Below are 13,955 nucleotides of genomic sequence, written 5' to 3'. Positions count from 1 at the left end.
TGTTTTCATGGTTTCGCCTCTGCGTGCGATATGTCTTTGATGACCGAATGCAGAATTGGCGTCAGCAATCCCGCAATGCGGTTCACGCCGTCTGCTGTGTCGATCAGATCGTTTCGAACTTCGATCATGACATTTGGAAGCCCGCGCCGGACCGCGTGTTCGCGCAGCGTGTGCGTGACGCCATCCGTGGCCGAGTAGGGCTCATTCAGAGCCACGCGTAGTCCTGAGCCTTCCGCGTGGCTCAGCATCAGCTGTGCGGCGCGGTCGTCTGCGTCATGAAGAATTCCCAGCTCTACCGTTCGGGGGGTTCCCTTGTAGACAGGCGTGAAGCTGTGGATCGTGATGACAACCGGAGGTTCGGGCCGTTCGTCCAAAGTGGACGAAACCAGCGTTTTGAAAGGTTCATAGACATCGCGAACTCGCTGGGCGCGCTGAGCATCTGTCAGGTTCATGTTTCCGGGAACGGAAAACACTTCGCTGACCTGCGGCATGGCATCTTCGCGTTCGGGCGGTCGGTTGCAGTCATAAACCAGCCGGCTGACGCGCGAGTGGACCAGCGGCGCATCCAAAGCGCCCATCAGCTCCACCGACAGGTCCAGCGCGCCGATGTCCCAGGCCGCATGAGAGCTGGCCGCCGCCTCATTCAGCCCCAGTCCATCCAGCGCGGCAGGAATAAACCGGCTTGCATGTTCGCATATCAGTACAGCAGGCGCGCGACCGTGCGCATTGAGCACGCGGGCTGCCGGGGCTTCCGCCGGCAAAAGCAATGATGACTCGGTCTCGTGACGCATAGGTAGCATTTGTTACAGCAACTTCTCACCTGTCAAGAAAATTTCTGTAGACAAAATTTCAAACGAACATATTCTGTAACAAATTCAAGAAACGAGGGCGCCGATGGCCACCGTTGCCAAACTTGTCAAACAGCGGATTCAGGATGAACTGGACGATCTGACACGGTCTGAACGTCAGTTGGCCTCGGTCCTGTTGCAGGATTATCCGATGGCCGGTTTGCAATCGATCACCAAGCTGGCCGCCGCGGCGCAGGTTTCGACCCCGACCGTCATTCGCATGGCGCGCAAGCTTGGGTTTGACGGGTTCCCCGACTTGCAGGATGCGCTGCGCGAAGAGGTTGCGGCGCAGATAAAAAAGCCGATCTCGAAACGGGACGCCTGGGTTGTGGATGATGAGGCAGAACATCCGACAACGCGCTTTGCCCAGGCCGTATGGACCAACATGCGCCACACGCTGGAACGTTTGGACAAAGAGATGTTCGATGCCGTCGCGCGTCTTTTGGCCGAGACAGAGCGCCATCTTTATGTCGTTGGTGGCCGCATCACGCGGTCAAATGCGGATTATCTGTTCAATCACATGCAGATCATCCGGCCCAACGTGACGATGCTGGGCAATTCGGCGAATGTCTGGCCGCAATACCTTTTGGATATGGATAAATCATCCGTTCTGGTGATCTTCGACATCCGCCGCTACGAGGCGCATCTGGAGAAGCTGGCACAGGTTGCCTCGGGCCGCGGCGTCACCGTTGTTCTGTTTACGGACCAATGGGGATCGCCGATCGGAAAGACCGCCAATTATTCCTTCCACGCATTGGTCGAGGCGCCTTCCAGTTGGGATTCGACCATTGCCTTGCAGTTGATCTCGGAAACGCTGATTGCCGAAGTGCAGGAGGCGCGTTGGGAAGAAAGCAAGGAGCGGATCGAAGAACTGGAACGGTTCTTTTCCTCGACCCGGATATTTCGCAATCAGGACTGACGGGCCGAGCCGTGTCGGAAAAATTGCGCCACTAAATTTGCCACTTCCGGCTTGACGATCCCGAAAGCATGACTTAACCAGCGCAAACCATTTGCGGGTATAGCTTAATGGTAAAGCCCCTGCCTTCCAAGCAGGCTATGTCGGTTCGATTCCGTCTACCCGCTCCACGCCTTCCCTGAAATTCTGCGTCAAATGGCCCTTTCGACCTGCCGATTGCGGTTGTGATGCTTGACCATACCTGCCGCTACCTCCAAGAAAGCGGTCACTCAGTACGGTTCAGGACACAAGGGCCAGACATGGCAAGACAAGCCGCCAGCAAGCCAACGCATACCGCCGCGCCCGGAGCTTCCGAGGAACGCGCCCGTTCAAAGAAGATTGGGGTTCTGGCCTCGCTTTGGCCGTTCATGAAACCCTACAAATTCCTGATGATCGGCGCGACGCTGGCGTTGATTCTGACGGCCAGCATGACCCTCACGCTGCCATTGGCGGTGCGGCGCGTGGTCGACAATTTCCGAATTCAGGATGGAGAGCTTCTGGATTGGTATTTTCTGGCCGCGCTGGTCATCGCTGCCGTTCTGGCCGTGGGCACCGGTATTCGGTATGCGCTTGTGACCCGTCTGGGCGAACGGGTGGTGGCCGATATCCGCAAGGCGGTGTTTGATCGGGTCATCGGTATGAGCCCGGAATTCTATGAGCGAATCATGACCGGAGAGGTGCTGAGCCGGATCACCACTGACACGACGCTGATCCAATCTGTTCTCGGCTCGTCCGTGTCCATTGCCCTGCGAAACATGCTGATGTTCATTGGCGGACTGGTTTTGATGCTGCTGACATCCGCCAAGCTGACCGGGCTGGTGTTGTTGCTGATCCCAGTGGTCATCGTGCCGATCCTTGTACTTGGTCGCCGTCTGCGCGTGATCAGCCGCGAGAATCAGGACTGGATCGCGGCCTCGTCCGGCAACGCGGGTGAGGCATTGGGCGCGGTACAGACCGTTCAGGCATTTTCTCATGAACTGGCCAGCCGCCAGCAGTTCAGCGAGATGACCGAGACATCTTACGCCGTCTCGCTGCGCCGTATTCAAACCCGCGCGGTGCTGACCGTCATCGTAATTTTTCTGGTCTTTTCCGGCATTGTCGGCGTTCTGTGGATGGGTGCCAATGACGTACGCAATGGCGTGATGACCGAAGGTGTTCTGATCCAGTTCGTCATCTATTCGATCATCATGGCGGGTTCGGTCGCCGCCCTGTCCGAAATCTGGAGCGAACTTCAGCGTGCGGCGGGGGCCACCGAACGTCTGGTCGAGCTACTGCATGCAGAAGATACCGTGACCGACCCTGCCAATCCCAAAGCGCTTCCCAAGAACATTCAGGGCGAAATCCGGTTTGAAGATGTCAGCTTCCGCTATCCCGCGCGGCCCGATACGGTTGCACTGGATCATCTGTCGCTTCTGGTGAAACCTGGCGAGACGGTCGCATTCGTCGGGCCATCCGGGGCGGGAAAAACAACCGTGATCCAACTGATCCAACGGTTCTATGATCCGAACTCGGGCCGCGTGACGCTGGACGGTCTTGATCTGCGCGACATCAACCGGTCTGATTTCCGCCGCCACATGGCTCTGGTGCCTCAGGATCCTGTGATCTTTGCCGCATCCGCGCGGGAAAACATCCGCTTTGGCCGTCTGGACGCCTCGGATGCAGAAGTTGAGGCCGCCGCGCGGGCCGCTGCCGCGCATGATTTTATCGCGGCCTTGCCGCAAGGATATGACAGCTTTGTCGGCGAACGCGGTGTCATGCTGTCTGGGGGGCAGAAGCAGCGTATTGCCATTGCCCGCGCAATCCTGCGCGACGCGCCGGTTCTACTGCTGGACGAGGCGACTTCGGCGCTGGATGCGGAAAGCGAACGCGCAGTGCAGGGCGCGGTGGACAAGATGCGCGCCGGCCGCACGACCCTAATCGTCGCGCACAGATTGGCGACCGTTAAGAAAGCCGACCGCATCGTCGTGCTGGAGGAAGGCCGCATCGTGGCACAAGGCCGCCATGAGGATCTGGTGTCTCAGGACGGGCTGTATGCACGCCTTGCCCGGTTGCAGTTCACCGATGGTGTCGCCGCAGAATAAGAGTGACGCTCCGGCACTTGCGAATTCGCCGTAGCGTCATTCTACATTTTACTCCCCTTGAAGGCTAAGGCCTCGCTTGCGCGAGGTTCGTTTTGCTTCCATCTTGGTTGCGAACAACAAGCCCGCGCAAAACTCGGGAGAATAATACGGGAGGAACCACATGGCCTTTGTGGGTTTGGAAGACAAGAAGCGCATGGAACAGGAAATGCCGTGGGAGGATCGGGATTTGCCTGTCACCTTCCACCAGCTTTTGTCGCGCACCGCAGGGAAGTTCCCCAACCACAATGCCATGAGCTTCCAACTGTTCTCGGGCCCGAAGGACAAGGCCGAGACCCTGACCTGGTCGCAACTTCTGGCTCAGGTCAACCAGGCGGCGAACCTGTTCCGCTCGCTGGGTGTGGGTGAAAAGGACGTGGTCGCCTATGTGCTGCCCAACTGCAACGAGACACTGGTCACGATGATGGGCGGCGCGGTTGCGGGGATCGTGAACCCGATCAACCCCTTGCTTGAACCGGAACAGATTGCCGCGATCCTGCGCGAGACCGGCGCCAAGGTCGTGGTGACGCTGAAATCTTTCCCGAAAACAGATGTCGCGCAGAAGGTCGAAGAGGCGGTGCGCCACGCACCCAAGGTCAATACCATTCTGGAAATCGACCTGAACCGGTATCTGACCCCGCCCAAATCATGGCTGGTGCCGTTTCTGCGCCCCAAGATGGGCGACAAGGAAAAGCTTGCCCATGCGGATTACAAGAACTTCCACACGGAACTGGCCAAGCAACCGACGAAGCTGACCTTTGAAGACAGCAAGGAAGATCGTGTCGCCTGTTATTTCCATACCGGCGGTACCACGGGTATGCCGAAGGTGGCGCAGCACAAGTATTCCGGCCTGATCTACAACGGCTGGTTAGGGAACACGCTTCTGTTTGACGAAAACGACGTCATCATGTGCCCGCTGCCCATGTTCCACGTTTTTGCGGTGCATGTGATTGTGATGGCGGCCGTATCATCCGGTGCCCATGTGGTTTTCCCGACGCCACAGGGATATCGCGGCGACGGGGTGTTCGACAATTTCTGGAAGCTGATCGAGCGTTGGAAGGTGAGCTTCATCATCACCGTGCCAACCGCGATTTCAGCCAAGATGCAGCGCCCGGTCGATGCCGATATCTCAAGCGTAAAAACGGCCTTCTCGGGCTCGGCTCCGCTGCCCGTGGAACTGTTCCGCCGCTTTGAAGAAGCGACCGGCGTCACCATTGTCGAAGGGTACGGTCTGACAGAGGCCACGTGTCTGGTTTCGTGCAACCCGGTGGATGGTGAGAAAAAGATCGGATCGATCGGTATTCCGTTCCCCTATACAGACGTCAAGATCTTGCAGGATGGGCCAGATGGACCGACCGAGTGCGACACTGATCAAATCGGTGAGATCTGCATCTCGAACCCAGGTGTTTATGCGGGCAATACTTACACTGAGGCCGACAAGAACGTTAACCTGTATCACTTCGACAAGTACCTGCGCACGGGCGATCTGGGGCGCTTCGACGAAGATGGATATCTCTGGATCACCGGTCGCGCCAAGGACCTGATCATTCGTGGCGGTCACAACATCGACCCTGCCGAGATCGAAGAGGCTTTGCTGGGTCACGAGGCCGTTGCTTTTGCCGGTGCCATCGGCCAGCCGGATGCGCATTCCGGTGAAGTTCCCTGCGCCTTTGTCGAGCTGGTCGAGGGCGCGTCTGTCACCGAGAAAGAGCTGATGGATTACTGCAAGGTTCACGTGCATGAACGCGCAGCGCAACCCAAGCACATGACCATTCTGGATGAGCTGCCCAAAACGGCCGTTGGCAAGGTGTTCAAGCCTGATCTTCGGAAACAGGCCATCACTCGTATCTACAACGGTGCCCTCGAGGATGCCGGTTTGGCGGCGCGAGTAGTTTCTGTCATTGATGATAAGAAACGCGGCCTCGTCGCGCAGCTTGACGCGAACGGATCTTCGGAAGACGATGTTGCAAAAGTGCTGGGCGTATACACCCGGCCATGGGAGTGGTCTGAATAAGCCGGAGGGACAATGGACTATGAACGCCTGATCGACGAAGAAACCTGGGCGTTCATACGTCGCACGGCCGAAAGCTATCCCGATGACGCTGTCGAGCTGTCGATCGAGGATCAGCGCCGTGTCTATGACACCATGTGTCAGGACTTTCGCCAACCACGCCCGGCTGGCGTGGAAACAGAAGACCGGGCGGCCGATGGTGTTCCGGTTCGAATTTACTCTGCCGGGCAACCAACCCGAACCGTCATCTATTTTCATGGTGGCGGTTTCGTTGTTGGTGGTCTGGAAAGTCACGACGATGTTTGCGCTGAATTATGCGCCCAAACCGGGTATCGGGTCGTCGCCGTCGATTACCGGCTGTGCCCTGAACATGTGCACCCGGCACAGTTTGACGACTGTTGGAGCGCTGCGAACTGGGCCGCAAACGAATTCGGAGACCCTTTGATTTTGGCCGGTGACAGCGCCGGTGGAAATCTGGCTGCTGCTGTATCCCACTACGCGCGCGGGCGTTTGGACGGGATTCTTGGGCAGGTTCTGATCTATCCGGGCCTCGGAGGGGACCGAAGTCAGGGGTCCTACCAGGAACATGCCCGGGCCCCCTTGCTGACGCTGGACGAAATCAGGTTCTATGAAACCATCCGATGCGCGGGCGATCCGCCCCAGGGCGATCCGACCTATGCGCCATTGCAGGACAGTGACTATTCAAACCTGCCACCGACCGTGGTTGTAACGGCTGATTGCGATCCGCTGCGTGACGACGGGCAAGTTTATTGCAGTCGGATCAATGCGGCGGGCGGGCAGGCCCACTGGATCAATGAATTCGGTCTTGTGCACGGATATCTGCGCGCACGAACTGCGGTGAAACGTGCGGCCGACAGTTTTGAGCGTATTTCGGTTGCGATAGAAGCGCTGGGGCAGGGGATCTGGTCCTACGACTGATGCAGTGAATTGAAGGCTCAGGTCCTTTTGGGGCCTGTATGCCGAAAACCGGCTGGCTGTGGTAAGCTCACTCAAAATTTCCAAGGAGATCTTACCTTATGGCCGACCCCTTTCAGAACGTCGATGCCGCAGGGCCGGAATTCATCAAGCTGTTTGCGGATTCGATGGACCAGCGGCAAGCGGACCCGACGATGGAACAGATCGTTGCCGCGTATCTGGGCCACCTGAACGTCACGGATGCATCGACGGTTGTTGAGGTTGGCGCCGGTGCAGGCGCCGTCACACGTCGCATCGCATCACACTGCCACCCGGCGAACGTCATAGGTTTCGAGCCTTCAAAAGGATTTGTCTCGGAAGCCAGCACGCGGGCCAAGGAATATTCGAACCTGACTTTCAAGGTTGCCGACGGTGCCGCGCTTCCGCTGGAGGATGATGCCGTCGATGCGGTCATCATGCACACGGTGCTCACGCATGTAGAAGACCCCAAATCGTTGGTTGTCGAGGCCTTCAGAGTGCTGAAACCCGATGGGATCTTGATCGTCTGTGACGCTGATTTCTCAAAAGCGACCTTCAGTGCTTTTCCGAATGATCCACTGGATATGTGTGCAAAGGAATTTGTACGCGAGTTTGTGACCGATCCTTTTGTCGTCGCAAAACTCAGGTCAATGATTTCCGATGCCGGACTTTCCGTGCAACATTTCGACGTGCAGAGCAGAGTTGTCTCGACACCCGAGCAGATGTTGCCTTGGGTCGACCTGACCACCAAGCAAATGTACGAGCGGGGTGATATCGGAAAAGAACTGGCAGAGGGGCTTGTAGCCGAGCACGAAAGACGTGCTCGAAACGGGTCACTTTATGGATATCAGGTGTTTGCGACAGTGGTGGCTGCGAAGGCCGCATAAGTGACCCCGAAGCTGCGTGCGCATTACCGCAGAAACGGTTCGGCCTTCATTGTCTCAGCAATGGGGGCACCCATTCGGCTCAGGATGGTCGGGGCCAATTGCAACTGGCTTATGACGGTATCTGAGTCTGGCCCTTCGGCGTCGCCGAAATAGTACAGCGCCGTTTCCTGTTGCAGCGGGCCGCGCCCGCCGTGGTGCCCACGCTCGTCCTGGCCGTGATCCGCGGTGACGATCACTTCATATCCCAACTGGCGCCAGCGGGGGATGAAAGGGGCGAGCATTTCGTCGGCGACAAAGCAAGCGTGATCCATTTCTTCACAATCGTGGAAGAAACGGTGGCCCATACTGTCCAGCGTGCAGGTGTGCAGAATGCCATAGCCCAGCCCGAAACGCAGGCACAGATTGGTCAGAGTGGCATACAGGTCGACATCGGATGGCGTCATCTGGTTGGCTTTGCCATAGCCCGTCATGCTGTGAAAACGGCCATGGTTGATCGTCGCGCTTTCGGGTTCGTCATATTCGATGTCGCGGACGTAATCGAAGGGATGACGGTTGAAGAATTGCGACCAATAGCTGTGTGTGACCGCCCCGGTCACACCACCGGCTTCACGCACCTGGCTGAACACGTCCTTATGGTTCAGCCGGAAGACGTTTCCATTTCCGGTGCAGCCATGCTCTTGCGGCGTCACGCCGGTGTGGATCGACGCATAGCAACTGGCCGATGTCGAGGGCAGCACGGTATGCAGTTTCCAGACGCGTGCTTCTCCGCTGTCGACCCAGCCTTCGAGATTGCCGAACAGGCGGCGAAAGTTGCGATAGGGGACACCGTCCAGAATGATAAGGAGTAGCTTGCGGTCCATGTCGAGGCCCTTTGAGAGACATTGCATTCCGGCGACCCTAAGAGATTCGACGTCCTCGGGCTGCCACTTTGCGCCCCCAATAGCAAAATCCCGACACCTGTCTTCACACAAAGTGCCGGGATTTCAAACCTTCATCGAAATGTCACGAACCGGATCAGTTGCCGGCGCTTTCCATCTTGCGATGGGCGACAACCTCTTCCAGCCAGCCCAGGTGCATTTCAGGCACCGAACTGAGCAGCAGGTCGGTATAATCGTCGAAGGGCGGGCTCAGCACCTGGCTCTTCGAGCCATAACGGGCCACGCGACCCTGATACATCACCGCGATGCTGTCGCTGATCGCGCGGACCGTCGCCAGATCATGGGTGATGAACAGATAGGCCACATCTTCGATCTTTTGCAGGTCCAGCAGCAGCTTGAGGATCCCGTCTGCCACCAGCGGATCCAGAGCCGAAGTGACCTCGTCACAGATGATCATCTTGGGCTTGGCTGCCAGTGACCGGGCGATACAGACACGCTGTTTCTGACCTCCGGACAGTTCCGCAGGATAGCGGTCGATGAACTTTTCGCCCAACTCGATCTCATCCAACAGCTCGATGATCCGCTTGCGCTTTTCGGCGCCGCGCATGTTGAAATAGAATTCCAACGGGCGGCCGATGATGGTGCCAACGGTTTGGCGTGGGTTCATTGCCACGTCTGCCATCTGATAGATCATCTGCAACTCGCGCAGATCCTCCCGAGAACGCCCCGCAAGGTCCGGCGACAGCGTGCGACCGGCAAAACGGATCTCGCCATCGCGCGGCGGCAACAGGCCGGTGATCACCCGGGCCAGCGTGGATTTGCCCGAACCGGATTCGCCCACGACCGCCAGCGTTTGCCCCGGATGAAGCTCGACATTGACGTTGTGCAGCACGTCGAAGTTCAGCCCCTTGTAGCGCGCGGTGATCCCGTCAACGGTAAGCAGCGGTTCCGGTGTGGGCTGCTTTTCTTCGTGCTCGATCGAACGCACCGAGACCAAAGCCTGAGTATATTCTTCCTGTGGGTTGTTGATGATCTGATCGGTGCTGCCGTATTCGACTGTGTCACCCATCCGCAAAACCATGATATCGTCGCTGACCTGCGCAACCACGGCCAGGTCATGGGTGATGTACAAAGCGGCAACGCCGGTGTCGCGTATGGCATCCTTGATCGCCATAAGAACATCGATCTGGGTGGTAACATCCAGCGCCGTGGTCGGTTCGTCGAACACCACCAGATCGGGTTCAGGACACAGTGCCAATGCGGTCATACAACGCTGCAACTGACCGCCCGAAACCTGATGCGGATAACGGTTGCCGATGTTGTCAGGGTCAGGCAAACCCAGCTTTGCGAACAGCTCGCGCGCGCGGGCCTCGGCCTCTTTGCGCGAAAACTTCTTGTGCTCGACAGCCGCTTCGACAACCTGATCCATGATCTTCTTGGCCGGGTTGAACGACGCGGCGGCAGATTGCGAGACATAGGCAACCTCGCCCCCGCGCAGATTCCGAATATCGCCATGCGTTGATTTCAGGATGTCGCGCCCGTTGACCCAGACTTCGCCGCCGGTGATTTCAACGCCACCCCGGCCATAGGCCATCGAGGCAAGACCGATGGTGGATTTCCCAGCGCCGGATTCACCGATCAGACCCAATACCTTGCCGCGCTCGAGGTCAAAGCTGACCCCGTGCACGATTTCGATGTCATGGGGTTTCTCACCCGGTGGGTAAACGGTTGCACCGATCTTGAGGTCACGGACCTTGAGAAGGGAATCACTCATCCCCGACCTCCTTTCAGCGATGTAGTACGGTTCAGGATCCAGTCAGCCACAAGGTTGACCGAGATCGCGAGCGTCGCGATGGCCACCGCGGGGTACAGGGCCGCGCCAATGCCATACACGATGCCGTCCTTGTTTTCCTTCACGATGCCACCCCAGTCGGCCAGCGGCGGTTGAACGCCAAGACCCAGGAAAGACAGGGTAGAGATGAACAGCACCATGAAGATGAACCGCAGGCCGAACTCGGCCACCAACGGTGACAATGCGTTCGGCAGGATTTCCCGGAAGATGATCCATGTCCGCCCCTCACCACGCAGTTTCGCGGCTTCGACATAATCCATCACGTTGATGTCCACGGCGACGGAGCGCGAAAGGCGATAAGGGCGTGTCGCATCCAGAAGGCCCATGACGAGGATCAGGATCGGGACAGTTACCGGAACGATGGCCAGAATGACCAGCGCAAGGATCAGGGTTGGGATCGACATGATCAGATCGACCGTCCGGCTTAGCGCCTGATCCGCCCAACCGCCCAGAACGGCGGCCAGAAGACCAAGCGATGTACCGGTCAAGAAGCTGAGCAATGTCGCGGCGGCGGCAATGAAGATCGTCGTGCGCCCGCCATAGATCATGCGGGTCAGCAGGTCGCGGCCGATATTGTCGGTGCCCAGCAGGTGTTCGGCGCTGGCCGGCTCCCATACATCGCCGACCACTTCTGCCATCCCGTAAGGCGCGATCAACGGGGCAGCAATGGCCACGAAGAAATAGGCGCCGGTGAATATGAGGCCAATCAGAGCCGAAAGAGGGATGTTTTTCATTTCGGATGCCTCAGTCTTGGGTTGGCGAGGATCGAGACAATGTCCGCGACCATGTTCAGGCCGATGTAAACAGCCGCGAATACCACGCCGCAGGCCAGAACAACCGGCACGTCACGCTTGGTCACGGCGTCCACAAGGTACTGCCCCATGCCGGGATAGACGAACACCACTTCAACCACGACGACGCCAACAACGAGGTAGGCGAGGTTCAGCATGACAACGTTCACGATGGGTGAGATTGCGTTGGGAAAGGCATGCCGCGCGATGACCTGAAATGTGCTCAGGCCCTTGAGTTCGGCCGTTTCGATATAGGCTGATTGCATGAGGTTCAGAATTGCTGCGCGGGTCATCCGCATCATCTGCGCAAGGACCACCAGTGTCAGAACGAAGGCCGGCAGCGCAATCGCGTTCAGCTTTTGCCAGAACGACATCGAGTCGTTGATCATCGCAAGCGAGGAAAACCATCCCAGCTTGACCGAGATGTAGTAGATCACGACGTATCCGATCAGGAACTCGGGGATGGAAACCGTTGTCAGCGTGACGGCGGAAATCAGTTTGTCGGGCCAGCGATTGCGGAACCGGACAGCCAGCAGACCCAGAAAGATCGCAAGCGGGACGGATACGATTGCCGCGACACAAGCCAGGAACAACGTGTTCCCGAGGCGTTTTCCGATGCTCTCGGCAATATCAAGCTTGTTGGTCAGCGATTGGCCAAGGTCGCCCTGAACGATGCCGCCCAGCCATTCAAAATAACGGGTCAGGGCCGGGCGGTTCAGGCCCATTTCTTCTCGAAGGTTGGCCAAGGCCTCGGGGGTTGCGGACTGCCCCAGGACGGCTTGCGCGGCGTCTCCGGGAAGAGCTTCGGTCAGGCCAAAAATCAAGGCCGAAGCGCCGAACAGCAATAGAATTCCCAGCGCGAGGCGCTGGGAAACCAGTTTTATGATAGGATGCATTATCCGATGCCCGTATCAGACGAACCACATTTTGCGGGACATGTTGCCGTTCATCATTTCCTGTGTCGGGTCGCTTTCCCAACCATCCAGTTGGTTGCTGACACCTTCAACAAAATCGTTGAACATCGGGCAAATCAGACCGCCTTCATCACGGACCATGCGGCCCATCTGGCTATAGATGCCCTTGCGTTTCTCGACATCCAGTTCTGCACGAGCCGCGAACAGCAGGTCGTCAAATGCCTGAACTTTGAAACGTGTATCGTTCCAGTCAGCCGTCGACAGATACGCGGTCGAGTACATCTGGTCCTGCACCGGACGACCGCCCCAGTAAGAGGCGCAGAAGGGCTGCACATTCCAAACCTCGGACCAGTAGCCATCATTCGGCTCGCGCTTGATTTCCAGCGGAATTCCAGCCTGGGCGGCTGTCTGTTGGAACAGGGCTGCGGCATCCACCGCGCCCGGGAAGGCGCCGTCTGCAACACGAAGGACAATCGGCGAGCCGTCATGACCGGACTTCTTGTAGTGCTCGGCTGCTTTTTCCACGCTGAACTCGCGCTGTTCGATTGTCTCATCAAACAGTGGATAGGCTGCGTTAATCGGCATGTCGTTACCGATCGAGCCATAACCGCGCAGTACTTTGTCCACCAGATCCGCACGGTTGATGGCATACTTCAGGGCCGTGCGCAGTTCGTTGTTGTCGAACGGTGCGGTATCGCAGTGCATGATAAAGACATAGTGGCCGCGGCCAGCGGTCGAGTGCACGGTCAGATTGGGTGCGCGCCCCAGCAGGTCCGCGACCTTTGGTTCAACACGGTTGATGGCGTGGACCTGACCCGATTGCAATGCAGCGGTACGCGCAGTTGCGTCATTGATAACCACGACTTCAACACTGTCGAAGTTACCAAAATCAGAGTTCCAGTGATTCTCGTATTTTGTGAACAAGTGGCGCACACCGGGTTCGTCCACTTCCACCTTGTACGGTCCGGTTCCGATACCTGCTCCGGGATTGTCCATGCCGCCATCGGGCTGAATGATCAGGTGGTAGTCGGCCATCAGATACGGAAGGTCAGCGTTTGGCTCGGACAGAGTGACCTGGAAATTGTCGCCATCGGCTTTCATTGACTCGATGCCCTTCATGATGCCGAGGGCACCAGACTTGGAGTCTTCGTTCGAGTGGCGCTGCATTGTCTTCAGCACGTCCTCGCTGGTCATGGTTTTGCCGTTGTGGAATTCGACACCCTGACGCAGTTTGAAGGTCCAGACCTTGGCATCCGCGCTGCCTTCGACGCTTTCCGCCAGGCGCGGTTCGATGGACCCATCGGGTGCAACTTCTACAAGCTGGTCGCCAAACTGCTTGCCGTTCTGGAACGGAACCGAGCTGGCATAGGTCGCCGGATCCAGCGAGTTGGTCGACTCACCGCCTTGCAGACCGAACTTCAGATCACCACCCTTTTTCGGGCCTGCTGCGCGTGCTGCGTCCGCGAACATCGTGCTGGCCACGGCAGCCGAAACGCCCAGGGCCGCGGCTTTCCCCATGAATTCGCGGCGAGTCATCTTCCCGGCTGTGACCTGACCGGCCATATGCGTTATTTGTTCATTCATTGAGTGTTCTCCCTATTGAGTGGTTCCAGCCCCTTTGGGGGGCTTTTTGTTGACGCATGAGTCAACGTTGGCTTATTTCCGCGAACCGGGCAAGGTTATTTCTCTTAAATACCGAAGGCCAAAGCCATCGCTTTGTTGTCCAGTGTGCGGCAATTGCTGAGTGG

The 13,955-nt window shown here is 57.8% G+C and carries 11 protein-coding genes and 1 tRNA gene; 6 read left to right on the top strand and 6 right to left on the bottom strand.

Annotated features, from left to right (window positions below; all coding sequences use genetic code 11):
- Positions 1 to 5: 5 nt before the first annotated feature.
- Positions 6 to 791, bottom strand: a complete 786-nt coding sequence (locus tag I9185_RS07305; protein ID WP_245223425.1) for an N-formylglutamate amidohydrolase — start codon at positions 789 to 791, stop codon at positions 6 to 8.
- A 103-nt stretch (positions 792 to 894) separates the two neighbouring features.
- Between I9185_RS07305 and I9185_RS07300 the strand changes: the two genes are divergently transcribed.
- From I9185_RS07300 to I9185_RS07275, 6 genes are all read left to right on the top strand, one after another.
- Entirely contained in the window at positions 895 to 1,767 is an 873-nt protein-coding gene (locus I9185_RS07300) for a MurR/RpiR family transcriptional regulator (protein WP_171630773.1), read from the top strand.
- A 93-nt stretch (positions 1,768 to 1,860) separates the two neighbouring features.
- Positions 1,861 to 1,934: transfer RNA gene (locus I9185_RS07295), tRNA-Gly, on the top strand.
- Positions 1,935 to 2,063: 129 nt separating this feature from the next.
- Positions 2,064 to 3,884 (top strand): ABC transporter transmembrane domain-containing protein, encoded by a 1,821-nt coding sequence (locus I9185_RS07290; protein ID WP_209832411.1) that lies wholly within the window; start codon positions 2,064 to 2,066, stop codon positions 3,882 to 3,884.
- 160 nt (positions 3,885 to 4,044) lie between these two features.
- Positions 4,045 to 5,934 carry an acyl-CoA synthetase gene (locus tag I9185_RS07285; protein WP_171630777.1) on the top strand — a complete coding sequence of 630 codons (1,890 nt, stop codon included), beginning with the start codon at positions 4,045 to 4,047 and terminating at the stop codon, positions 5,932 to 5,934.
- Positions 5,935 to 5,946: 12 nt separating this feature from the next.
- On the top strand, positions 5,947 to 6,870 hold the full coding sequence (locus I9185_RS07280) for an alpha/beta hydrolase (RefSeq protein WP_210092673.1): 924 nt from the start codon (positions 5,947 to 5,949) through the stop codon (positions 6,868 to 6,870).
- 98 nt (positions 6,871 to 6,968) lie between these two features.
- Entirely contained in the window at positions 6,969 to 7,772 is an 804-nt protein-coding gene (locus I9185_RS07275) for a methyltransferase domain-containing protein (protein WP_210092672.1), read from the top strand.
- Positions 7,773 to 7,795: 23 nt separating this feature from the next.
- Here I9185_RS07275 and I9185_RS07270 read toward each other — a convergent pair whose 3' ends face one another.
- The 5 genes from I9185_RS07270 to I9185_RS07250 all read right to left on the bottom strand — a co-directional run bounded on the left by I9185_RS07270 (position 7,796) and on the right by I9185_RS07250 (position 13,791).
- Positions 7,796 to 8,632 (bottom strand): alkaline phosphatase family protein, encoded by an 837-nt coding sequence (locus tag I9185_RS07270; protein ID WP_210092671.1) that lies wholly within the window; start codon positions 8,630 to 8,632, stop codon positions 7,796 to 7,798.
- A 154-nt stretch (positions 8,633 to 8,786) separates the two neighbouring features.
- Positions 8,787 to 10,424 (bottom strand): ABC transporter ATP-binding protein, encoded by a 1,638-nt coding sequence (locus tag I9185_RS07265; protein WP_209832418.1) that lies wholly within the window; start codon positions 10,422 to 10,424, stop codon positions 8,787 to 8,789.
- Positions 10,421 to 11,236 (bottom strand): ABC transporter permease, encoded by an 816-nt coding sequence (locus I9185_RS07260; protein WP_171630787.1) that lies wholly within the window; start codon positions 11,234 to 11,236, stop codon positions 10,421 to 10,423. Before I9185_RS07260 ends, I9185_RS07265 begins: the two co-directional genes overlap by 4 nt.
- Complete coding sequence (locus I9185_RS07255) at positions 11,233 to 12,189, bottom strand: ABC transporter permease (protein ID WP_152458791.1); 957 nt, start codon at positions 12,187 to 12,189, stop codon at positions 11,233 to 11,235. The genes I9185_RS07260 and I9185_RS07255 overlap by 4 nt, the downstream gene beginning before the upstream one ends.
- Before the next feature lie 15 nt (positions 12,190 to 12,204).
- Positions 12,205 to 13,791: an ABC transporter substrate-binding protein gene (locus I9185_RS07250; protein WP_171167064.1), complete on the bottom strand. Its 1,587-nt coding sequence runs from the start codon at positions 13,789 to 13,791 to the stop codon at positions 12,205 to 12,207.
- Positions 13,792 to 13,955 lie beyond the last annotated feature (164 nt).

This window comes from Ruegeria sp. HKCCSP346, assembly GCF_017872595.1.
Lineage (GTDB): Bacteria > Pseudomonadota > Alphaproteobacteria > Rhodobacterales > Rhodobacteraceae > Ruegeria.
Note: the sequence above shows the minus strand (reverse complement) of the source record. Positions and strands in the feature narration are given on the sequence as shown.